Annotated in this window: 19 protein-coding genes; 9 read left to right on the forward strand and 10 right to left on the reverse strand. The window is 61.9% G+C overall.

Annotated elements, in window-relative coordinates:
* Positions 1-49: 49 nt before the first annotated feature.
* The 7 genes from ACMGF5_RS08300 to ACMGF5_RS08330 form a co-directional block, all read right to left on the reverse strand.
* Complete coding sequence (locus ACMGF5_RS08300; RefSeq protein ID WP_115273173.1) at positions 50-1,669, reverse strand: EAL domain-containing protein; 1,620 nt, start codon at positions 1,667-1,669, stop codon at positions 50-52.
* Positions 1,670-1,756: 87 nt separating this feature from the next.
* Complete coding sequence (locus ACMGF5_RS08305; RefSeq protein ID WP_218176286.1) at positions 1,757-2,533, reverse strand: N-acetylmuramoyl-L-alanine amidase; 777 nt, start codon at positions 2,531-2,533, stop codon at positions 1,757-1,759.
* Positions 2,534-2,597: 64 nt separating this feature from the next.
* Positions 2,598-4,568 carry a GGDEF domain-containing protein gene (locus ACMGF5_RS08310; protein WP_414157715.1) on the reverse strand — a complete coding sequence of 657 codons (1,971 nt, stop codon included), beginning with the start codon at positions 4,566-4,568 and terminating at the stop codon, positions 2,598-2,600.
* Positions 4,569-4,665: 97 nt separating this feature from the next.
* Positions 4,666-5,520 carry an endonuclease/exonuclease/phosphatase family protein gene (locus ACMGF5_RS08315; RefSeq protein ID WP_046786736.1) on the reverse strand — a complete coding sequence of 285 codons (855 nt, stop codon included), beginning with the start codon at positions 5,518-5,520 and terminating at the stop codon, positions 4,666-4,668.
* Positions 5,521-5,531: 11 nt separating this feature from the next.
* Positions 5,532-6,167 (reverse strand): thiol:disulfide interchange protein DsbA, encoded by a 636-nt coding sequence (gene dsbA, locus ACMGF5_RS08320; protein ID WP_039602079.1) that lies wholly within the window; start codon positions 6,165-6,167, stop codon positions 5,532-5,534.
* A gap of 169 nt (positions 6,168-6,336) precedes the next feature.
* Positions 6,337-6,954 carry a c-type cytochrome gene (locus ACMGF5_RS08325; RefSeq protein ID WP_115273175.1) on the reverse strand — a complete coding sequence of 206 codons (618 nt, stop codon included), beginning with the start codon at positions 6,952-6,954 and terminating at the stop codon, positions 6,337-6,339.
* Positions 6,955-6,985: 31 nt separating this feature from the next.
* Entirely contained in the window at positions 6,986-7,288 is a 303-nt protein-coding gene (locus ACMGF5_RS08330; RefSeq protein WP_046786739.1) for a c-type cytochrome, read from the reverse strand.
* A 193-nt stretch (positions 7,289-7,481) separates the two neighbouring features.
* Between ACMGF5_RS08330 and yihA the strand changes: the two genes are divergently transcribed.
* The gene (gene yihA, locus ACMGF5_RS08335) at positions 7,482-8,114 is read left to right on the forward strand and encodes a ribosome biogenesis GTP-binding protein YihA/YsxC (RefSeq protein ID WP_012316856.1); all 633 of its coding nucleotides are present in this window, start codon (positions 7,482-7,484) and stop codon (positions 8,112-8,114) included.
* Between the two features lie 369 nt (positions 8,115-8,483).
* Here the strand turns inward: yihA and polA are convergent, their stop codons facing one another.
* Complete coding sequence (polA, locus tag ACMGF5_RS08340) at positions 8,484-11,231, reverse strand: DNA polymerase I (RefSeq protein WP_119687975.1); 2,748 nt, start codon at positions 11,229-11,231, stop codon at positions 8,484-8,486.
* Positions 11,232-11,305: 74 nt separating this feature from the next.
* Here polA and ACMGF5_RS08345 point away from each other — a divergent pair, with 74 nt between their 5' ends.
* The gene (locus ACMGF5_RS08345) at positions 11,306-11,593 is read left to right on the forward strand and encodes a DUF2782 domain-containing protein (protein ID WP_012316858.1); all 288 of its coding nucleotides are present in this window, start codon (positions 11,306-11,308) and stop codon (positions 11,591-11,593) included.
* Positions 11,594-11,662: 69 nt separating this feature from the next.
* Positions 11,663-12,613: a homoserine kinase gene (locus tag ACMGF5_RS08350; protein WP_414157716.1), complete on the forward strand. Its 951-nt coding sequence runs from the start codon at positions 11,663-11,665 to the stop codon at positions 12,611-12,613.
* Between the two features lie 151 nt (positions 12,614-12,764).
* Here the strand turns inward: ACMGF5_RS08350 and ACMGF5_RS08355 are convergent, their stop codons facing one another.
* On the reverse strand, positions 12,765-13,721 hold the full coding sequence (locus ACMGF5_RS08355) for a zinc ABC transporter substrate-binding protein ZnuA (protein WP_046786741.1): 957 nt from the start codon (positions 13,719-13,721) through the stop codon (positions 12,765-12,767).
* 18 nt (positions 13,722-13,739) lie between these two features.
* Here ACMGF5_RS08355 and zur point away from each other — a divergent pair, with 18 nt between their 5' ends.
* From zur to ACMGF5_RS08375, 4 genes are all read left to right on the forward strand, one after another.
* Positions 13,740-14,225, forward strand: coding sequence for a zinc uptake transcriptional repressor Zur (zur, locus tag ACMGF5_RS08360; protein WP_046786742.1), 486 nt, complete (start codon positions 13,740-13,742; stop codon positions 14,223-14,225).
* Positions 14,222-14,995 (forward strand): zinc ABC transporter ATP-binding protein ZnuC, encoded by a 774-nt coding sequence (znuC, locus tag ACMGF5_RS08365; RefSeq protein WP_046786743.1) that lies wholly within the window; start codon positions 14,222-14,224, stop codon positions 14,993-14,995. Before zur ends, znuC begins: the two co-directional genes overlap by 4 nt.
* On the forward strand, positions 14,988-15,770 hold the full coding sequence (gene znuB, locus ACMGF5_RS08370; RefSeq protein ID WP_046786744.1) for a zinc ABC transporter permease subunit ZnuB: 783 nt from the start codon (positions 14,988-14,990) through the stop codon (positions 15,768-15,770). Before znuC ends, znuB begins: the two co-directional genes overlap by 8 nt.
* Positions 15,771-15,897: 127 nt before the next feature.
* Positions 15,898-16,605: a PA5502 family lipoprotein gene (locus ACMGF5_RS08375; protein WP_115273177.1), complete on the forward strand. Its 708-nt coding sequence runs from the start codon at positions 15,898-15,900 to the stop codon at positions 16,603-16,605.
* A 52-nt stretch (positions 16,606-16,657) separates the two neighbouring features.
* Here the strand turns inward: ACMGF5_RS08375 and katE are convergent, their stop codons facing one another.
* Positions 16,658-18,802, reverse strand: a complete 2,145-nt coding sequence (gene katE / locus ACMGF5_RS08380) for a catalase HPII (protein WP_414157717.1) — start codon at positions 18,800-18,802, stop codon at positions 16,658-16,660.
* A gap of 226 nt (positions 18,803-19,028) precedes the next feature.
* On the opposite strand from katE, the gene ACMGF5_RS08385 reads away from it, so the two are divergent.
* Positions 19,029-20,036 carry a methionine ABC transporter ATP-binding protein gene (locus tag ACMGF5_RS08385; RefSeq protein WP_414157718.1) on the forward strand — a complete coding sequence of 336 codons (1,008 nt, stop codon included), beginning with the start codon at positions 19,029-19,031 and terminating at the stop codon, positions 20,034-20,036.
* Complete coding sequence (locus ACMGF5_RS08390) at positions 20,036-20,707, forward strand: methionine ABC transporter permease (RefSeq protein ID WP_039603885.1); 672 nt, start codon at positions 20,036-20,038, stop codon at positions 20,705-20,707. Before ACMGF5_RS08385 ends, ACMGF5_RS08390 begins: the two co-directional genes overlap by 1 nt.
* The last annotated feature ends 32 nt before the right edge of the window (positions 20,708-20,739 follow it).

Here is a 20,739-nt window from a genome sequence, read left to right on the forward strand (position 1 = left end):
ACCTGCAGAGGTCGTTGAGGCAACGCCTTGCCGGCCACTGCAAGTACGCTCACGGTTCATCATCTATCCGTGGCCTGCGGACTTGCCGGCCTCGCGTCACCAACTCGACGAACTGCCGGGCATTGAGCGGATGGGCGAAGAGCCAGCCTTGGCCATAATTGACACCCTCGCTGTTGAGCAGCACCGCCTGGGCCTCGCACTCTATGCCTTCGGCTATCACCCGTAGATGAAGGTCATGGGCCATGCGAATGATATGAGGCGCCACGCCACTGCTGGCGGCATCGTGCCCGAGCGCGTCGATGAAGGCCTTGTCGATCTTCAGGCAGTCCACCGGCAAGGTCTGCAGATAAGCCAGGCTGCAGTAGCCAGTACCGAAGTCATCGATCAACACCTGATGCCCCACCGAACGAAGCGCCTGCAGGTTGTCACGGGCCACCACCACATCGATCAGCCCCCGCTCGGTAACCTCGAAGGCAATCTGGCTGGCAGCCACCCTGTGCAGTGCCAGCAACCGTGCAGCCACCCGGCCGATGCGCGGGACCATCACATCACAGGCCGCCAGGTTCACCGAGATGTAAAGGTTGCGGTGCGAACGCAGCAACTGGCCAAGTTGCTCAAGCACCCGTTGCAGGACGAAATCGGTGATCTGGCGAATCTGCCCGGTATTTTCAGCCAGCGGAATGAACAGGTCCGGGCTGGTCAGGGTCCCGTCAGGGCGCCGCCAGCGTACCAGCGCCTCAGCGCCCACACAGCGGCGGCTGTCGAGTTCGATGATCGGCTGATAGAGCACCTGCAGTTCACCGCGGCGCAAAGCGTTCTGCAATTCTGAACTCATGGAACGCCGCTGCAGGATCAGCTGCAGTACCAGCCAACCGATACAACAGGCCGCCAGAACGCTGCCTGGGAACAATAGCCAGAGCATGCCGTTCATCCGCAGTGGCAGGCTGGCTCGTGGGGCGATCAGCACGAGCTGGTAATCGGGCGATTTGGTCAGCATGCGATAGACAAGGCGGTCATGCAGTTCGAACAACGAATTGCCGCTGGGTGGCGGCCAATTGTCAGCTGGCGGCCAGACTTGTGGCGGGCCCAGTACCGGTATCGCTCTGGTGCCATTGTCCAGCACCACCAACAGGCTACCTCCGGGCGGCAGGTCAACCACGTCGGTCAAGTGCCCACGCGACGTAGAAACCAGGAAGTTGCCACGTGCAAGCATCAACGCGGCAAGGTTCTCGTTGGGTTCGGTGGTGGTATTGAGCCAATAGCTGTAAGTCGGGCCCTGGATGTCCGGAGCCCGCGTGGGCACGAAAGCCCGTGCCCCCCCGCGGTTGGAGCAGGCGACATTGACGTCTACGTATGCCGCCTCATAAATGAAACGCGAGCCCAGCCCAACTTGCTGCAACAACGCCAGCATCGCCGGGTTGCAGCCGCGCAAAGGCTGCGCCTGCAGGTCGTCGACACCCTCGCGCAACTGGCCGAAAACCTGCTCGAGGCGGTCGAGAAAACGCTCGCCCTGCGCATTCATCTGCGCACTCTCGCTCTGCTTCATCTGCTGCAGCGCAATACCGATACTGGCAGTCAGCAACACCGCAGCGCTGGCCAACGCTGCCAGAGAGGCCAGCATCCAGGGGCGGTAAAAAAATTGGCGCAACGCGGTAATCAGAGCCGACATGGGCAGCATCCAGTTGATATACAGGGTATAGCAACTGAATGGCGTATTGGCTTGGCCGTTTGGCGGAGCCCAAGGGCGCGCGGAGGATCAGCGCATCCGGTTGAGTACTTGAAGCATGGCAGCCGTCTGCGCATCGGGCATGCCGTCGAAGCGCTGTGGCCGGAAACGCATCTGGAACGCCGCAATGACATGGCGGGTAGCCACATCGAGCTGCCCGGTCTGTTCGATGGCGTAGCCGAAGCGTGCCAGCTCTTGCTGGTACCAACCCATGCTCGGTGGATTGGCGTTGAAATACGCCTGCTGGCGCGCCACGGCATTGGGCTCTGGCCATACCCCAAGCCCCGCATCGGCAAGACGCTTCCATGGGAACAACGGCCCCGGATCCAGTTTGCGCAAGGGTGCGATATCACTGTGGCCAATGATATGGCGAGGGTCGATGTTGTTACGTTTGACGATATCCTTTAGCAGCGCGATCAAAGACTGAATCTGCGCTTCGCTGTACGGATACCAGACTCGCCCATTGGGCGTGGTGTCAAAGCCTGGGTTGACGATCTCGATACCGATTGAGCTTGAGTTCAACCAGGTTCGCCCCTGCCATTGGCTGTCCCCGGCATGCCAGGCACGACGGCTTTCATCGACCAGTTGATAAACCGTGGCTGGGCCATCTCCGATCAGGTAGTGGCTGCTGACCTCGCCATGGGTTAGCAGCGCCAGCGAGCGCTCCAGCGAGGCATTGGTGTAATGCAGCACGACGAACTGGATGCGGTTGTCATGGTTGGCCGAGGGATGGCTGCGGTCGATACGCAGGCCGGTCGAACAACCGGCCAGTACGATCAGCAAAAATGCAGTGAACAACGCTTTCATGGAAGAAGCCAGGGTAATTAGCAGTGACGCATTAGCATAACGTATGCGCACCCGGCTCACCCGCTCAGCTTTGTTCCACCCGATTACGGCCCAGGTCCTTGGCCCGGTACAGCGCTGCATCAGCACGCTTGAGCACCTGATCACCGCGCTCACCCGAGCGGAATGCGCTCAAACCGATGGAGGCGGTGATAACCACCCGTTCGCCCTTGAAATGGAACGGACACGCTTCAATAGCGGCACGCAGCACCTCGGCCACTTGCGCAGCTACGGTGGGTGACGTCTGCGCCAGCAACAGTACGAACTCCTCGCCACCGAAACGGGCGATGAAATCGCGCGGCCGCAAGCGCTTGCGCAACTGGTCAGCGACGATCTTCAGTACCTTGTCACCCGCCAGATGGCCATAGCTGTCATTGATGCGCTTGAAGTGGTCCAGGTCGAGAATCGCCATCGCCAAGTGGCCGCCGTTCTCCTGCCAGGCCTGCATTTCGCGCTCTACCTGCTCGCTCCAGGCCGCGCGATTGGGCAGCCCGGTCAGCGGGTCGATCAATGCCTTCTGCCGCTGTTCCTCCAGGTGTTCGCGGTAGCCGAGGGCCTCCTGCTCCATGTTAGCGACGCGCTCGGCCAAGCCCTGAAGGCGCCCGGCGAGTTCCTGTTCGCGGCGGTCACGCTCATGCTGATGCTCATCCATGGTGCCCAGCAGCCCTTCCAGGCGGTTCTCGAGAATGTGCTTGAGGCTGTCCACATCGGCCGCCCCCTGCACGCTGCTTTGCAGGCCATCGACCTGCTCACGCAGTTGGCTGTCCAGCTCGCGCGCAGCAGAACTGTTGTCGGCATGACCGGCACTGGCTTCATGAAGGTGGCTCTGGAAGCTTTCCAGACGCTCATTGAGCTGCTGCAGGTAAGTCTCGAATTCGTGTTGCCCGCTGTCGGTGATGGCCAGCATGAGCACGGCCAGGTCATCGAGCACCGGGATCAGCTCGTACCAGTTCAGCCCCCGTGCCACGCGCTCGCGCATTTCCAGGGCTTGGGCCTTGTGGCGTTCCGGCAGGCTAAGGTCATCGAGCAGGCCGATCAGGGTTTGCTCGATATGCGCGGCAACCTGACTGTAGGGCGGCTCGACTGCGTCAGGGAGTGAATAGGGTCCGTCTTCGCCGAAGGTTTCTTCCAGGGGCTTGAGCGCTTGTGGCTCATCGACCTGTATTGGCAGCTCGGTTCGAGCGCCCTCGAGGCGCTGCGGTTGCTCAGCGCAGACGGGTGCAACCTCGACCGGCTCCTGTGCGTGCGGCTCAGGCTCGCCTGGAGCGGGCGGTGCGGCAACAGGCGTTTCAGGCACCACAGGCACCACAGGCACAGGGTCATGAACCTCAGGTGCTACCAACGGCTGCAGCTCGTCGATATCCGGGGGTGGTAGATCCACCAGCACCGGCCCGTCCGGCAATGGCTGCAGTTCAGGCGCAGCGATTACAGAAGGGGCCGCCGGTTCTACAGCGTTTACACCCTGTGGTTCGCTCTCACGGTTGCCGAACAAGCGCTGCAAAAAGCCCGGCCTGGCATCCTCATCCGGCCTGTTCAACGATGACAGCGCCCGCCCCTGCAACCCGCTCAGCTCTCCGAGCAGCGGCGGCAACTCGCGCGACTGGCTGACGCCGCCGTCGAGTTTCTTCGCCAGTTTCTTGAGCGACCGCGATACGTCACCGGACAACGGCAGGCCTTGCAGTTGCGTCACGAGCGCGGTCAGCGCATCGCTGACCTGGTTCATGCGGGTTTCGCGGCGCTGCTCGGAGTCGAGCACGGCCTTTTCAAGACGCGGGATCAACCCTGCAAGGCCGGCATCCATGCTGTCGCTGCGAATGACCTCACGCATTTCCTTCATGCATTGGTCCACCGCCTTGTCGCTGCCTTCTGCGGCCAAGGTACTGCGCACCAGGCCCCGACGCAGCAGGTCAAGCCGCGCTGCCCATCGGCGCTCCAGCTTTTCCTGCTGTTCGATGCTTTTAAGGTATTTTTCTTTCCAGCGCTCGGCTTCTTCGGTCATGCCTGGATCCGCAACGGGTGATGCATCGGTGGGCTATGGTTACACGCTGTCGGCGCACGGCTGGAACTCTTGAGTGCTCCAATGGCCTTTTGCTGATCTAGCTCAGGGCCGGAAGCGTATCCACAGTCAATGCATCAGGCAATCGGATCTCTACGGCGACCGGGAGATGGTCGGAAATAGGTTGGGCCAGCACCTCGACCCGCTCCAGGGTCAGGCTCGGGCTGAGCAGGATGTGGTCCAGGCAACGCTGCGGGCGCCAGCTGGGGAAGGTGGCTTCGACCTGAGGTGCAATCAGGCCCAAATCACGCAATGGAGAATGGTCGAGCAGGTCGTTGGCATGGGTGTTCATGTCGCCCATCAGGACCTGATGGCGGTATCCACCGATCAGTTCCCGGATGTAGGCGAGCTGGCGAGCGCGGGTCCTTGCACCAAGCGCAAGATGCATCATGACCACGATCAGCGCGTCCTCGCCTTCGCCGAAGCGCACCAGGATCGCACCGCGGCCGGAGGGACCGGGCAGAGGATGATCTTCCAGCAGATGCGGCTTGAGGCGGCTGAGCACCCCATTGCTGTGCTGGGCGAAATGCCCAAGGTTGCGGTTGAGCTGTTGGTACCAGTAAGGGAAGCCCCCCAACTGGGCCAGGTGCTCCACCTGATTGACGTAACCAGAACGAAGGCTGCCGCCATCTACTTCCTGCAAGGCCACCAGGTCGAAATCATTGAGCAGGTCGCCGATTTTCTGCAGATTGCCGGCGCGCCCGGTGTGCGGCAGCAGATGCTGCCAGCTGCGGGTCAGGTAATGCCGATAGCGCTCGGTACTGATGCCGACCTGGATATTGAAGCTGAGCAGCCGCAGGCGACCATCTTCCGGCAGGCCATTGGCCTGCAGATGATGCTCGTTGACCTGCGGCTGATGCAGGCCAATACCACGCGCGGCTCTGAAGCGGGGCATGGGTTCGCCGCTTACTTAGCGGCGCGCTCCTTGTCGATCAGTTGGTCAGCGACGTTCAGCACGCCTTCCGGGCCCTGAGCGGTGCCGAGGTCAAAACGGTACTTGCCGTTGACCACCATGCTAGGTACGCCGGTGATTTCGTACTTCTTCGCCAGCTCTTTGGCCTGGTTGACCTGGCCCTTGATGGCGAACGAGTTGAAGGTGGCGAGGAACTTGTCCTTGTCGACGCCCTGGGTGGCGAGGAAGTCAGCCATGTCCTGGGGATCGGTCAGGCGCTTGCGCTGGTTCTGAATGGCATCGAACACTGCGGCGTGAACCTTGTGCTCGACGCCCATGGCTTCGAGGGTCAGGAACATTTGGCCGTGGGCGTCCCATGCACCGCCGAACATCGCCGGCACACGTTTGAAGTTGACGTCCTTCGGCAGTTTTTCAACCCAAGGGTTGATCACCGGCTCGAAGTGATAGCAATGAGGGCAGCCGTACCAGAACAGCTCGACCACTTCGATCTTGCCGGGAACGGACACCGGAACAGGGTTGCTCAGCTCGAGGTACTCCTTGCCGGCCGTGGCAGGCTCCGCAGCCTGAACGGCGGACATACCGAATACGCTGGCGGCGACCAGCGCAGCGCTGAGAATCAGTTTACGCATGCTTTACTCCTGAGCAGTCTTTGGTCGCCTCGACACGACCTGTACTGAGACAGGTCGGGAAGGGCCCGAGTTCTGTAGTGTACCGGCTGCGGACTGAAAAAAGGGCGGTCCGCGCCGCCCTTTCATCTTTAGCGTTGCAGCATTAACCGAATGTTAATGCGCAGATAGCTCAGTGAAGGCCCTGGATATAACTGGCCAACGCTTCGATATCATGGTTGCTCAGCTTGCCGGCTATGGTCCGCATGGTCATGGCATCACCATCATTGGTGCGGTTGCCTTCACGGAAGTCGGTGAGCTGCTTGGTCACGTACTGCGAATGCTGGCCACCCAGGTGTGGAAAGCCGGCCAGCGCGATGCCTGCGCCATTGGGCGAATGGCACCCGGTGCAGGCAGGCATGCCTTTTTCCAGATCGCCGCCATTGAACAGCGCCCGGCCACGCTCGACCAACTTGGGGTCGGCGGCGCCGACGCTGCCTTTCTGGCTGGCGAAGTAGGCGGCGATGTCGGCCAGGTCCTGATCATTGAAGTTGGCCAGCATGCCGGTCATCTCCAGCACGGTACGCTTGCCGGACTTTATGTCATGCAACTGTTTTTCGAGATAGCGCTGGCCCTGGCCGGCCAGTTTCGGAAAATTGGGCGCCAGGCTATTGCCGTCGGGGTTGTGGCAGGCACCACAGATGGCGGTCTTGGCCTGGCCGGCGGCGGCGTCGCCTTTGACAGGTTCTGCAGCATTGGCCGCACCTGCGACACCCATGGTCAACAGCAGACTCACGACTAGTTTGTTCATCAGCTAATCCAACACGGCTAAGGGTGAAATGTTATGTATCGGGACTGCCGCTCATCCAAAGGATGACCAAACGGTAGTCCTCGGCACTGCAGTCCCTGCACAATCCACGCGGCGGCATAGCCTTGAAACCCTGAGTCACATGTGCCATGAGTACCTCCATGCCTTGCGCCAGCCTTGGCTCCCAGGCTGCCCGGTCACCCTTCTTGGGCGCCTGTGGCAACTGCCCGGCGTGACAGGCCGCACACGTGCGGTTGTACAACGCCTCGGGATCCTGTGTAGCCTGTGCGCTGAAAAACGGCAGGAACATACCGACAGCTAGCAGCCATTTCGCCATGCGGAACGACCTGACAGGGTTGGGGGACGCGCTGCGTTCTGATGCGCGAGCTATTGTTCGACACCCCATGCCCGTTCTCCTTCGCTGGGAGAATGAGCACACAAATACTGGGGCATTATATACTTCCGCCATCCAAACGGAAACGACACCGCTTGCCGGCCTAGGCTTTGGCAACACCCACATCGGATATCCCATGCAAGTCAAGAACCCCATCCTCGGCCTCTGCCAGAAAGCCACATTCGCCCTCAGCGCTGCCAAGGTCGAACAATGCCCGGACGACCAGGGTTACGAGGTGGCTTTCGCCGGCCGTTCCAACGCCGGCAAATCCAGCGCCCTCAATACCCTGACTCATGCCAGCCTGGCGCGAACCTCGAAAACTCCAGGGCGCACCCAGCTGTTGAATTTCTTCAGTCTGGACGATGAACGGCGTTTGGTCGACCTGCCAGGTTACGGATATGCAAAAGTGCCGATCCCGCTCAAGCAGCATTGGCAGCGTCACCTTGAGGCCTACCTGGGCAGCCGCGAATGCCTGCGCGGCGTCATCCTGATGATGGATGTGCGCCACCCGATGACCGACTTCGACAAGATGATGCTCGACTGGGCCAGGGCAAGCGGCATGCCTATGCACATCCTGCTGACCAAGGCCGACAAGCTGACCCACGGCGCAGGCAAGAACACCCTGCTCAAGGTGCAGTCGGAAATCCGCAAAGGTTGGGGGGATGGCGTGACCATCCAGCTGTTCTCGGCTCCCAAGCGTCTGGGGCTGGAAGAGGCCTACAAGGTGCTGGCGGGCTGGATGGAGCTGGAAGACAAGCCGGTAGCCTGAAGCGACGTCATCGCCGGCAAGTCGGCTTCCCACCCTGTGGGGGCCGGCTTTTGGCGATAGTGCCGCCATCGTCACCCCCAAATTTCGGGCAAAAAAAACCCCGGACTTCGTATGGGGAGGGGGAAGTTCGGGGTCCAAGTCCGGACCGCTAGGGCGGGGTCCAGATATCTGCCAACACTTAACACAACATAGGAGCATCGAAGGGCTTCACCAGCCATTCAGTTACTCTGAGTTCCGCTTCACTGGTTTAGTTCCAGAGCCCTCAAAACTATTTGCGATAGTTTCATGAAACCGTAGCACTAATGGCATCGAGCCATGCCAGGATCCGCGTCGCTGCAACCCGGATCCTACACAGGTTTCCCTGCTCAATCAGTGAGCTTCGTCCCAATTCGAACCAACGCCGACTTCGACCAGCAGCGGTACATCCAGTTGCGCGGCCTTGCTCATGTGCCCGCGAATTTCATCTTTCACCTGCTCGACCAGGTCTTCGCGCACTTCAAGCACCAATTCGTCGTGTACCTGCAAGATCACACGAGCATCGAGGCCGCTTTCGCTCAGCCAGTTGTCCACGTTGACCATTGCCCGTTTGATGATGTCGGCGGCGGTACCCTGCATCGGTGCGTTGATCGCCGTGCGCTCGGCGCCCTTGCGTAGGGCCGGATTCTTGGCGTTGATGTCCGGCAGGTAAAGCCTGCGGCCGAACAAGGTCTCGACGAAGCCTTGCTCGGCAGCCTGGGCGCGGGTGCGTTCCATGTAGGCCAACACGCCTGGGTAACGGGCGAAATAGCGGTCGATGTAATCCTGCGACTGCTTGCGGTCTACGCCGATCTGCTTGGCCAGGCCGAAGGCGCTCATGCCGTAGATCAGGCCAAAGTTGATAGCTTTGGCGCTACGACGCTGATCGGTGGTGACCGCTTCCAGGGCTACGCCAAAAACTTCCGCAGCCGTGGCACGGTGCACATCCAGGTCATTGCGGAAGGCGTGCAGCAGGCCTTCGTCCTTGGCCAGGTGGGCCATGATGCGCAGTTCGATCTGCGAATAGTCCGCCGCCAGCAACTTGTAGCCCGGGCTGGCGATGAACGCCTGGCGGATACGCCGGCCTTCGGCGGTACGGATAGGGATGTTCTGCAGGTTCGGGTCGCTGGACGACAGGCGCCCAGTGGCGGCCACGGCCTGCTGGTAAGACGTATGGATACGCCCGGTTCGCGGGTTGATCTGCCCCGGCAACTTGTCGGTGTACGTGCTCTTGAGCTTGCTCAGGCTGCGGTACTGCATCAGTACCTCCGGCAACGGGTAGCCTTGCTCGGCCAACTCGTCCAGTACTGCTTCGGCCGTGGAAGGCTGGCCCTTGGCGGTCTTGCTCAGCACCGGCATGCCGAGCTTGTCGTAGAGGATTGAGCCGAGCTGTTTGGGCGAGCCGAGGTTGAATTCCTCACCCGCCAGCTCGAAGGCCCGACGCTCGAGGTCGGCCATTTTCACGCCCAGCTCACCGCTCTGTATCTGTAACAGGGCGGCATCAACCAGCGCGCCCTGGCGCTCGATCTTGGCCAGCACCGGCACCAGCGGCATCTCGATATCCATCAGCACCGGCTGCACGCTCGGTGTCTGCGCAAGGCGGGCCTGCAGCGCCTGATGCAGGCGCAGGGTAATGTCGGCATCTTCGGCGGCGTAAGGGCCGGCCTTGTCCAGGTGGATCTGGTTGAAGGTCAGCTGTTTGGCGCCTTTGCCGGCGATGTCTTCGAACGCGATGGTGGCGTGGTCGAGATACTTCTGCGCCAGGCTGTCCATATCATGACGGGTCGCAGTGGAGTTGAGCACATACGATTCAAGCATGGTGTCATAGGCAACGCCCTGCATCTGGATCGCCGGCGAGCCATTGGCAAGGATGTTGATATCGTATTTGGCGTTCTGCCCTACCTTTGCCTTGGCCGGGTCTTGCAGGAGCGGCTTCAATGCCAGCAACACGGCTTCGCGATCCAGTTGCACCGGCGCGCCTTCATAGTCGTGTGCCAACGGTACGTAAGCCGCTTCATGGGGTTCGACAGCGAAGGACAGGCCGACCAGCTGTGCCTTTTGCGCATCGAGGCTGGTGGTCTCGGTATCGAAAGCGAACAGCGGCGCCTGACGCAGCTTTTCCAGCCAGGCATCGAAGCGAGCCTGATCGAGGATGGTTTCGTATTTCGGCTCGACCGTGGCCGCAGGCGCCTGCACAGGCGCAACTTCATCGCCGGCTCTGGCCGCGTCCCGCTGAACGTCGGCGATCCAGCTCTTGAATTCCATCTCGGTATAAAGCGCCAGCAGCGCTTCACGGTCCGGCTCGCCGCACACCAGGGCGTCCACTTCGATATCCAGCGGCACGTCGACTTTGATGGTCGCCAGTTCGTAGGACAAAAACGCCGCGTCACGGTGTTCTTCGAGCTTGGCCGGCAGGGTCTTGGCGCCACGAATCGCCAGTGCCGGCACCTTGTCCAGGTTGGCGTACAGGTCGCTGAGGCCGCCGCCGATACCGGTCAGCAGCCCTACTGCGGTTTTTTCACCGACCCCAGGTACGCCTGGGATGTTGTCGACCTTGTCGCCCATCAGGGCGAGGAAGTCGATGATGTGCTCCGGGCCGACGCCGAACTTCTCATGCACGCCAGCCACATCCAGCACACTGCCCGTCATGGTGTTGACCAGGGTAACGTGGCCGTCCACCAGCTGCGCCATATCCTTGTCACCGGTCGAGATGATCACTGGCCGCCCCTGTGCTGCACTGCTGCGCGCCAGCGTGCCGATCACGTCGTCGGCCTCGACCCCCTCGACACACAGCAGCGGGTAACCCAGAGCCTTGACGCTGGCATGCAGCGGCTCCACCTGCACCCGCAGGTCGTCCGGCATGCTGGGGCGGTTGGCCTTGTACTCGGCGAACATGGCATCGCGAAAGGTACCGCCCTTGGCATCGAACACCACGGCGAACAGGCTGTCGGGGTATTGCTTGCGCAGGCTCTTGAGCATGTTCAACACACCCTTGACCGCGCCGGTGGGCATGCCCTTGGAAGTGGTCAGCGGGGGCAGCGCGTGGAAGGCGCGGTAAAGGTAGGAGGAACCGTCCACCAGGACGAGGGGCGCTTGGCTCATGAGCAGAATCAACCTTTTCGGCGGGTCCGGAGCTAGAATAGCCGGATCAATGACGACAAAGGGACAAGGTTATCATGCGTACACTCAATCGCCTGTTACTGCTCAGCCTGTTGGCAACCATGCCAGTCGTCACCCTGGCGGCGGACGACGCCCCCTCGGCAGATCCCGAGGTGACCATTCGCACGGAAGGCGATAAAACCATCCAGGAATACCGGCAGAACGGCTTCCTGTATGCGATCAAGATCACGCCGAAAAACGGCAAGCCTTATTTTCTGGTACGCGCCGATGGCTCTGATGGCAATTTCATTCGTTCCGACCAACCGGACATGCTGATACCGTCCTGGAAGATCTTCGAGTGGTAATCTGACGCGTACCGTTCACATCAACCTGGCACTTCCCGGCGGAAGTGCCCGTATGGGCATTCTTTCATCATGTCAGTCTTCACCCCCGTGACCCGGCCTGAGCTGGAAACCTTTCTGGCGCCGTATCAGCTGGGCCGTCTGCTCGATTTCCAGGGCATTGCCGCCGGCACCGAAAACAGCAACTTCTTCGTCAGCCTCGAACAGGGGGAGTTCGTCCTGACGCTGATCGAGCGCGGCCCCAGCGAGGACATGCCGTTCTTCATCGAACTGCTAGACACGCTGCACGCCGCCGATATGCCGGTGCCTTACGCCATACGTGACCGTGACGGCAATGGCCTGCGCGAGCTGTGCGGCAAGCCGGCACTGCTGCAACCAAGGCTGTCGGGCAAGCACATCAAGGCGCCGAACAACCAGCACTGCGCCCAGGTAGGTGAGCTGCTAGCGCATATCCACCTGGCCACCCGCGAGCACGTCATCGAGCGCAAGACCGATCGCGGCCTGAACTGGATGCTCGCCAGCGGTGCCGAGCTGATGCCGCGCCTCACGGCAGAACAGGTTGCCCTGTTGCAGCCGGCGCTGGACGAAATCATCGCGCACAAGGCGCAGATCCTGGCATTGCCGCGGGCCAACCTGCATGCCGACCTGTTCCGCGACAACGTGATGTTCGAAGGCACCCATCTGACCGGCGTGATCGACTTCTACAATGCCTGCTCGGGGCCGATGCTGTACGACATCGCCATCACCGTGAATGACTGGTGCCTGGATGAAACCGGCGCGATCGATATGCCTCGTGCCCAGGCCCTGCTGGCGGCCTATGCAGCGCTACGGCCGTTCACGGCAGCCGAGGCCGAGCTCTGGCCACAGATGTTGCGGGTCGGGTGCGTGCGCTTCTGGCTGTCGCGTTTGATCGCGGCCGAGTCGTTTGCCGGGATGGATGTGATGATCCATGACCCGAGCGAGTTCGAGGTGCGTCTGGCGCAGCGCCAGCAAGTGGCTTTGCACCTGCCGTTCGCGCTCTGACCGAAGCGCCACCGCTCTCGGTAGGAGCGGCCTTGTGTCGCGAAAGGGCTGCGCAGCAGCCCCAGACATATCTGCGGCAGCGCGATATCCGGGGCCGCTTTGCGGCCCATTCGCGACACAAGGCCGCTCCTACAGCGCCTATGCAAATGGCTTAAAGCTGCTCCAGGCACCCTGCCAGCTCTGCGCCCAGCTTTTCCAGCAAACGCTCGTAGCCCTTGGCATCCACTGGGTCATTCCCGCCCAACGCATCCAGCTCAGCCAAGCGCACCGGCAGCCCGGCCGTCAGCGTCTCAGCCAAGCGCGGTCGCAGCGGCGGCTCACTGAACACACAGGTCTTGCCCACTTCCTGCAGACGCTTGCGCATGGCAGCGACATGCTGCGCCCCCGGCTGCACTTCGGCCGCCACGCTGAACACACCCGCGTGCTTGAGCCCATAAGCAGACTCGAAGTAGTCAAACGCTTCGTGGAACACGAAGTAAGGTTTGTCGGCAATACCCGCCACCCGGGCCTTGATGCGTGCATCCAGGCTATCGAGGCGTGCAGTGAAGGCCTTCAGGTTGCTCTGGTAGCGCGCGGCATTGGCAGGGTCCGCCGACGCCAGGTCCGCCGCCATCTTCGCCGCAATCACCCGGGCGTTAACTGACGACAACCATAAATGCGCGTCCAGGCTGCCCGGACGATGATCGTGGTCATGCTCATCGTGGTCTTCTTCATCGTGTGAATGGCTGTCCTCGCCAAAGTGGCGCAACTGCATGCCCGGCAGCGACTGAACAGCCACGACAGGTTTGCTGCGGCTGCCCAACACCCGCGGCAGGAAACCTTCCATGTCGGGGCCGATCCAGTACAGCAGGTCGGCATCGCCGACGCGGCGCACGTCGGATGGGCGCAGGGCATAGTGGTGCGGCGAGGCGCCAGGAGGCAGCAGCACCTCGGGGCTACCAACCCCGTCCTGCACAGCGGCGGCAATCTGCTGCAACGGTTTGATACTGGTCAGCACACGCACGTCGGCTTGCGCCGAGCAGGCGATAAAAGCGACAAAAAGCACAAGCAATCGGGACACAGTGAATACTCGACTCGTCAGAAACAGGTAACATAATAACGTCTCCATCCAGAACCGTCGCTGCTCATGTCCATCACGCCGCTGGCCCACCGTCCCCACGATCACTCTCATTGCGTGCACAGCGCCCTGACCGAGGCCGAGGTGCTGTGCACCCGCCAGGGCCTGCGCCTGACCGCACTGCGCCGGCGTGTGCTGGAGCTGGTATGGCAAAGCCACAAGCCGCTGGGCGCCTACGACATCCTCGCCGTGCTCAGCGAACAGGATGGCCGGCGTGCTGCGCCACCAACCGTTTATCGGGCGCTGGATTTCCTGCTGGAAAACGGCCTGGTACACCGCATCGCTTCACTCAACGCCTTCATCGGTTGCAGCCACCCCGAGCACGCGCACCAGGGCCAGTTCCTGATCTGCCGCGAATGCCACGTCGCCATCGAACTGGAGCAGGACAGCATCAGCGATGCGATCATCGCCAGCGCCAAAGGCGTGGGTTTCAGCGTGGAAACGCAGACGGTGGAAATCGTCGGCCTGTGCGGCAATTGCCGGGGCGCCGCATGAGCGATGCACTGATCCGTCTGGAGCAGGTCGGCGTCACGTTCGGCGGCGAGGCCGTGCTCGACAGCATCGACCTGTCGGTGGCACCCGGCCAGATCGTCACCCTGATCGGGCCCAACGGCGCAGGCAAGACTACCTTGGTCCGTGCTGTGCTCGGGCTGCTCAAGCCGCACCGCGGCACAGTGTGGCGCAAGCCGAAACTGCGTATCGGCTACATGCCGCAAAAAATCCAGGTGGACGCCACGCTGCCGTTGTCGGTGCTGCGCTTTCTGCGCCTGGTACCCGGTGTAGACCGGCAGGCAGCGTTGTCGGCACTGCAGGAAGTGGGCGCCGAACAGGTCATCGACAGCCCGATCCAGACCATTTCCGGCGGCGAGATGCAGCGCGTGCTGCTGGCCAGGGCGCTGCTGCGCGAGCCCCAGCTGCTGGTACTGGATGAGCCGGTACAAGGCGTCGACGTGGTCGGCCAGACCGAGCTGTACAACCTCATCACTCGCCTGCGCGACCGCCATGGTTGCGGGGTATTGATGGTCTCGCACGATCTGCACCTGGTGATGAGCGCCACCGACCAGGTGGTCTGCCTCAACCGGCATGTGTGCTGCTCCGGCCACCCCGAGCAGGTCAGCAACGACCCCGCCTTCGTCGAACTGTTCGGCCAGAACGCACCGAGCCTGGCCGTCTACCACCACCACCACGATCACAGCCACGACCTGCATGGCTCGGTGGTCGCCCCTGGCACCCATGTTCACGGAGACCACTGCAAGCATGGCTGATTTTCTTCTTTACGCCCTGCTCGCGGGTCTTTCCCTGGCGCTGGTGGCTGGCCCGCTGGGCTCCTTCGTGGTGTGGCGGCGCATGGCCTATTTCGGCGATACCTTGTCCCACGCAGCGCTGCTGGGCGTGGCCATGGGCTTCGTGCTGGACGTCAGCCCGGCGCTGGCGGTAACCGTGGGGTGCCTGTTGCTGGCGTTGCTGCTGGTAACCCTGCAGCAACGCCAGCCATTGGCGTCCGACACCCTGCTCGGCATCCTCGCGCCCAGCACCTTGTCGCTGGGCCTGGTGGTGCTGAGCTTCATGCACGACGTACGCATCGACCTGATGGCCTACCTGTTCGGCGACTTGCTGGCCATCAGTACCACTGACCTGGCCTGGATCCTGGGCGGCAGTGCGCTGGTACTGCTGCTGCTTGCAGTCCTTTGGCGACCGTTGCTGGCGGTTACCGTCCACGAAGAGCTGGCCATGGTTGAAGGCCTGCCGGTCGCTGGCCTGCGCCTGGCGCTGATGCTGCTGATTGCCGTGGTCATCGCCGTCGCCATGAAGATCGTCGGCGTGCTGTTGATCACCTCCCTGCTGATCATTCCTGCCGCTGCGGCACAGCGCCACGCGCGCTCGCCGGAGCAGATGGCAGTGGGGGCCAGCCTGCTGGGCGTCACGGCCGTCTGCGGCGGCCTGGCCATGTCCTGGTTCAAGGACACCCCGGCCGGCCCATCGATCGTGGTCTGCGCGGCAGTGCTATTCTTGCTGAGCCTGGCCCTGCCCAAACGCTGAAAACCGGGGTGCGCCATGGCACACCCTGCAACCTTTTCGCGGGTAAAGGGTCTGTAAGACTTGTTTTCGAGCGTGCGCACCTGGGTGTAGACTTGCTCGCTTTTTGCGCAAATAGAGAGTCGCAGGAATGAAGCCGTTCGCATCCCGTTATCTGCTTGTTGCCGCGTTTTCCCTGTTCCTGGCCGCTTGTTCAAGTGCGCCGGTCGAGCAGCCCGGTGCACCTGCCCAAGCCGATGCCTGGCAGCAGCTGCAGCAAAGTATCAACAGCAATGAACTGGCCACAGCCGAAGATCAGCTTGCCTCGCTGCAGGCTCAATCGCCCGACGATGGCCGCCTGGAACAGTACCAGCGGCAGTTGGCTGAGGCTTACCTCAAACGCAGCCAGATCGTCCTTCAGAAGGGTGACGTCAACGCTGCCGCAACCGCGCTGGCACGTGCCCGCGCACTGATGCCGCAGGCACCTGCCGTGACTGGCGGTGACGCGGTCTCACAGGCACGCAAGGCTGAGCTGGAAAAAGCCGAGGCCGCCCTGAAGGCTGCCGAGGCCAAGCCCAAGGCGCGGGTGATCGACCCGACCGCGCCTAGCACGGTCATTGCACTGAAGACCACGGACATCCGGGCCATGCGCCGGCAGCTCGATGAAATTGCCACTGATGTGGTGAATTATCAGTGCGACGTGGTGTTCCAGGTACCTCGCACCGAAGATGCGCCTTGGTTGAAGACCTTGCTGGAAAAGCGGGTTCGCAAGATCGACAGCGGCTTCGCACTTGAGCAAAAACACGAGATTCAGCGCAAGTTGCCCGCTCAGGTGGTATTGGTACCGCATCAGCGTTGACACTTCTGGGGGCCCATCGCCGGCAGCCGGCGATGGGTACCAACGCAGCGTCTTACGCAGGGATCGCCTCTGCAGCCGCCTCCCGCTCCCAGACCCGATGCCCTTCCACGGCTTTGACGAAGGCATCCACTGCCTTCTGATCATCCCCAAGCAACAAGCCTTTGTCCTCCTTCAGGCCCAAGCTGCCCAGCAACGCTTTGGCCTCTTTGGCCAACACGATCGCCTTCAAATGCTTGTAACCCTCGAGCAGGAAGTGCTTGGCCACACCACTGCCGCTCAAGGCATCGATTGAAGCCTTGCCTCCCGGCACCACTATCCCGTCGAACATGATCGACGGCATACCCTCGATCGAAGCATCCACCGGCAATTGCTTGCCATCGGCGCTCTTCACCGGCGCCGAGGATGGCCCCAGCAGCATGGGCCGCGCGCTTTGTGCTTCGAGCGCCTTGACCAGCCTGTCGACGCTCGCGGCGTCCACGCCATCGGCGACCACAACGGCAATCTTGCGTCCCTTGATGCCCACATCTCCAGGGTGGTTCATCTGGCTCAAAGCCTTGGACTGCGCAAGCTTGCTACCTTTGACCTGAACCGTGCCCTGCTTGGGCGCCGGCAAGCCGAGGTTGGCCGCCACTGCCGCTGCCAGCTTCAAGTCGATATTGGCCAGGATCTCATTGACCTCACGCGCGCGGATTGCTTCGCGCTCCACCTTGCCCAATTCAAAGCTGTAGGCCTTGATGATGTGCTGCTGCTCGGTCGGGCTCATGCTCTGGAAGAACAGCCGCGCCTGCGAGAAATGATCGCCGAACGACTCGCTGCGCTGGCGGATCTTGTGTGCCTCGATGCGCTCCTGATAGCTCTCGAAGCCACCATCCTGTGCCGCCGGCGGCGTTTCCCGCGGCCAGCCGCCATCGATCGAGTTGGGCTCGTAGGAAGCACGGCCCTTGTCGATGGTCATGCGGTGCATGGCGTCGCGCTGGCTGCTGTGGTTCGGCGCTACCGGCCGGTTGATCGGGATCTCGTGGAAGTTCGGGCCGCCAAGGCGGCTGATCTGTGTGTCGGTATAGGAGAACAGCCGGCCCTGTAGCAGCGGGTCGTTGCTGAAGTCGATGCCCGGCACGATATGGCCAGGGCAGAAAGCGACCTGCTCGGTCTCGGCGAAGAAGTTGTCCGGGTTGCGGTTGAGCACCATCTTGCCGAGCGGCGTCACTGGTACCAGTTCCTCGGGGATCAGTTTGGTCGGGTCGAGCAGGTCGAAATCAAACTTGTGCTCATCGGCCTCTGGGACGATCTGCACGCCCAGTTCCCACTCGGGGTAATCACCCATCTCGATCGCATCCCACAGATCGCGGCGATGGTAGTCGGTGTCCTTGCCTGCCAGCTTCTGAGCTTCGTCCCACAGTACCGAATGCACACCCTGGCGTGGCTTCCAGTGGAACTTGACGAAGCTGGCCACGCCTTGGGCATTGATCAGGCGGAAAGTATGCACGCCAAAGCCTTCCATCATCCGCAGGCTCCGCGGGATGGCTCGGTCGGACATGGCCCAGATGACCATGTGCGCCGACTCAGGCACCAGCGAGACAAAATCCCAGAACGTGTCGTGGGCTGAACCGCCCGTGGGCATTTCATTGTGCGGCTCAGGTTTGACCGCATGCACGAAGTCGGGAAACTTGATGGCATCCTGAATGAAAAATACCGGCATGTTGTTGCCAACGAGGTCAAAATTGCCCTCATCGGTGTAGAACTTCACAGCAAAGCCACGCACGTCGCGCACCGTGTCACCCGACCCGCGCGGGCCTTGTACGGTGGAGAAGCGCACGAAGACCGGGGTTATCTTTTCGGGGTCCTGGAGGAAACCGGCCTTGGTCAGTTCGCTATGGTTGCCGTAGCTCTGGAAGTAGCCGTGGGCACCGGTACCTCGGGCGTGGACGATACGCTCGGGAATGCGCTCGTGGTCGAAGTGGGTGATCTTCTCACGCATGATGAAGTCTTCGAGCAGCGATGGCCCACGAGCACCAGCCTTCAGGCTGTTCTGGTTGTCGGCTACCTTCACACCCTGGTTGGTACGCAAGGCCTGGCCAGTGGCATCGCTGCGAAACGCCTCCAGGCTCTGCAGCTTGGCGTTGGTGTTGGCGCGGTCGGGGGTCTGCGTGCCGGCGGCCTCACTGTGCTTGGGCGCGTCCGTTTTCTTGCTGGTCATGGTCGGCTCTCCTCATCAGTCTTCAGGCTTGCCCTCTGCGGGCTCGTTCCAGTAGTGACTAGAGGGCTTTGGCGAGCGTTCAATCGGGATTACCAGTTGTCGCGTTATGCCTGATGGATTGGTCCATTACGAAATAAATGCTAAGAACAACTATTGGAAAAGGCTAAAATGCGCCACCCCAGCCAACCGCTGACCCAAATTCCATGCGCCCCACAAGGTTCGCTACGTGATCGAGTTCCAACATGTACACAAGACCTACCGCGTCGCCGGTAGGGAAATCCCCGCTCTGAACCCAACCAGCCTGACCATCGAAGACGGCCAGGTGTTCGGCCTGATCGGCCATTCCGGCGCAGGCAAAAGCACCATGCTGCGCCTGATCAACCGGCTGGAAGAGCCCTCTGGCGGGAAGATCATCGTCGACGGCGAAGACGTTACCGCCTTCAACGCCAACCAGCTGCGCGGCTTCCGCCAGCAAGTCGGGATGATCTTCCAGCACTTCAACCTGCTGGCCTCCAAGACCGTCGCCGACAATGTCGCCCTGCCGCTGACGCTGGCGGGTGGGCTGTCGCGGGCCGAAATCGACAAACGCGTCACCGGGCTGCTGGCCCGCGTGGGCCTGTCGGACCACGCCAAAAAGTACCCGGCGCAGCTCTCCGGCGGCCAGAAGCAGCGCGTCGGCATCGCCCGCGCCCTGTCGACCAACCCGAAGATCCTGCTGTGCGACGAAGCCACCAGCGCCCTGGACCCGCAAACCACCGCATCGGTGCTGCAGTTGCTGGCCGAGATCAACCGTGAGCTGAAGCTGACCATCGTGCTGATCACCCACGAGATGGACGTGATCCGCCGTGTCTGCGACCGCGTCGCGGTGATGGACGCCGGCCATATCGTCGAGCAAGGCTCGGTGGCCGACGTGTTCCTGCACCCGCAGCACCCCACCACCAAGCGCTTTGTCCAGGAAGACGAGCAGGTCGATGAAGGCGAGCAGCGCGACGATTTTGCCCACGTGCCAGGCCGCATCGTGCGCCTGACCTTCCAGGGCGACGCCACCTACGCGCCGCTACTGGGCACCGTGGCCCGCGAAACCGGTGTCGACTACAGCATCCTCGCCGGGCGTATCGACCGCATCAAGGATGTGCCCTATGGGCAGCTGACCCTGGCCGTCACCGGCGGCGACATGGAAGCGGCGTTCGACCGCTTCACGGCAGCTGACGTAGATATGGAGGTACTGCGTTGATGGACGCCCTGAATTTCTTCGCCAACGTCGACTGGGCCGAAATCTGGCTGGCCACCATCGACACCATGATCATGCTGTTCGGCTCACTGTTCTTCACCGTGCTGCTGGGCCTGCCACTGGGCGTGCTGCTGTTCCTCTGCGGGCCGAAGCAGATGTTCGAACAGCGGGGCGTGTATGCGCTGCTGTCGCTGGTGGTCAACATCCTGCGCTCGTTGCCGTTCATCATCCTGCTGATCGTGATGATCCCGATCACTGTGCTGATCACCGGTACCTCGCTGGGCGTTGCCGGCGCCATCCCGCCGCTGGTGGTGGGTGCCACGCCGTTCTTCGCCCGCCTGGTGGAAACTGCCCTGCGTGAAGTGGACCGCGGCATCATCGAGGCCACCCAGTCGATGGGCGCCACCACCCGCCAGATCATCACCAGTGCGCTGTTGCCGGAGGCCCGCCCGGGCATCTTCGCGGCCATTACCGTCACCGCCATCACCCTGGTCTCGTACACCGCCATGGCCGGCGTTGTCGGCGCTGGCGGCCTGGGCGACCTGGCCATCCGCTTCGGCTACCAGCGTTTCCAGACCGATGTAATGGTGGTCACCGTGGTACTGCTGCTGGTTCTGGTTCAAGTACTGCAGAGCGTGGGCGACAAACTGGTCGTGCATTTTTCCCGTAAGTAACCCCAATGGGGTCGGCCCGGCCGACCCGTTCG

Origin of the sequence: Pseudomonas sp. BNK-15, from assembly GCF_047456105.1 — a bacterium.
In the GTDB taxonomy this organism is placed as follows: Bacteria; Pseudomonadota; Gammaproteobacteria; order Pseudomonadales; family Pseudomonadaceae; genus Aquipseudomonas; species Aquipseudomonas putida_E.

Excerpts from the sequence above, each read along its gene's own strand:
- ACMGF5_RS08300 (WP_115273173.1), bottom strand. The coding sequence starts at position 1,669 with ATGTCGGCTCTGATTACCGCGTTGCGCCAATTTTTTTACCGCCCCTGG.
- ACMGF5_RS08305 (WP_218176286.1), bottom strand. The coding sequence starts at position 2,533 with ATGAAAGCGTTGTTCACTGCATTTTTGCTGATCGTACTGGCCGGTTGT.
- ACMGF5_RS08310 (WP_414157715.1), bottom strand. The coding sequence starts at position 4,568 with ATGACCGAAGAAGCCGAGCGCTGGAAAGAAAAATACCTTAAAAGCATC.
- ACMGF5_RS08315 (WP_046786736.1), bottom strand. The coding sequence starts at position 5,520 with ATGCCCCGCTTCAGAGCCGCGCGTGGTATTGGCCTGCATCAGCCGCAG.
- dsbA (WP_039602079.1), bottom strand. The coding sequence starts at position 6,167 with ATGCGTAAACTGATTCTCAGCGCTGCGCTGGTCGCCGCCAGCGTATTC.
- ACMGF5_RS08325 (WP_115273175.1), bottom strand. The coding sequence starts at position 6,954 with ATGAACAAACTAGTCGTGAGTCTGCTGTTGACCATGGGTGTCGCAGGT.
- ACMGF5_RS08330 (WP_046786739.1), bottom strand. The coding sequence starts at position 7,288 with ATGGCGAAATGGCTGCTAGCTGTCGGTATGTTCCTGCCGTTTTTCAGC.
- yihA (WP_012316856.1), top strand. The coding sequence starts at position 7,482 with ATGCAAGTCAAGAACCCCATCCTCGGCCTCTGCCAGAAAGCCACATTC.
- polA (WP_119687975.1), bottom strand. The coding sequence starts at position 11,231 with ATGAGCCAAGCGCCCCTCGTCCTGGTGGACGGTTCCTCCTACCTTTAC.
- ACMGF5_RS08345 (WP_012316858.1), top strand. The coding sequence starts at position 11,306 with ATGCGTACACTCAATCGCCTGTTACTGCTCAGCCTGTTGGCAACCATG.
- ACMGF5_RS08350 (WP_414157716.1), top strand. The coding sequence starts at position 11,663 with ATGTCAGTCTTCACCCCCGTGACCCGGCCTGAGCTGGAAACCTTTCTG.
- ACMGF5_RS08355 (WP_046786741.1), bottom strand. The coding sequence starts at position 13,721 with ATGGAGACGTTATTATGTTACCTGTTTCTGACGAGTCGAGTATTCACT.
- zur (WP_046786742.1), top strand. The coding sequence starts at position 13,740 with ATGTCCATCACGCCGCTGGCCCACCGTCCCCACGATCACTCTCATTGC.
- znuC (WP_046786743.1), top strand. The coding sequence starts at position 14,222 with ATGAGCGATGCACTGATCCGTCTGGAGCAGGTCGGCGTCACGTTCGGC.
- znuB (WP_046786744.1), top strand. The coding sequence starts at position 14,988 with ATGGCTGATTTTCTTCTTTACGCCCTGCTCGCGGGTCTTTCCCTGGCG.
- ACMGF5_RS08375 (WP_115273177.1), top strand. The coding sequence starts at position 15,898 with ATGAAGCCGTTCGCATCCCGTTATCTGCTTGTTGCCGCGTTTTCCCTG.
- katE (WP_414157717.1), bottom strand. The coding sequence starts at position 18,802 with ATGACCAGCAAGAAAACGGACGCGCCCAAGCACAGTGAGGCCGCCGGC.
- ACMGF5_RS08390 (WP_039603885.1), top strand. The coding sequence starts at position 20,036 with ATGGACGCCCTGAATTTCTTCGCCAACGTCGACTGGGCCGAAATCTGG.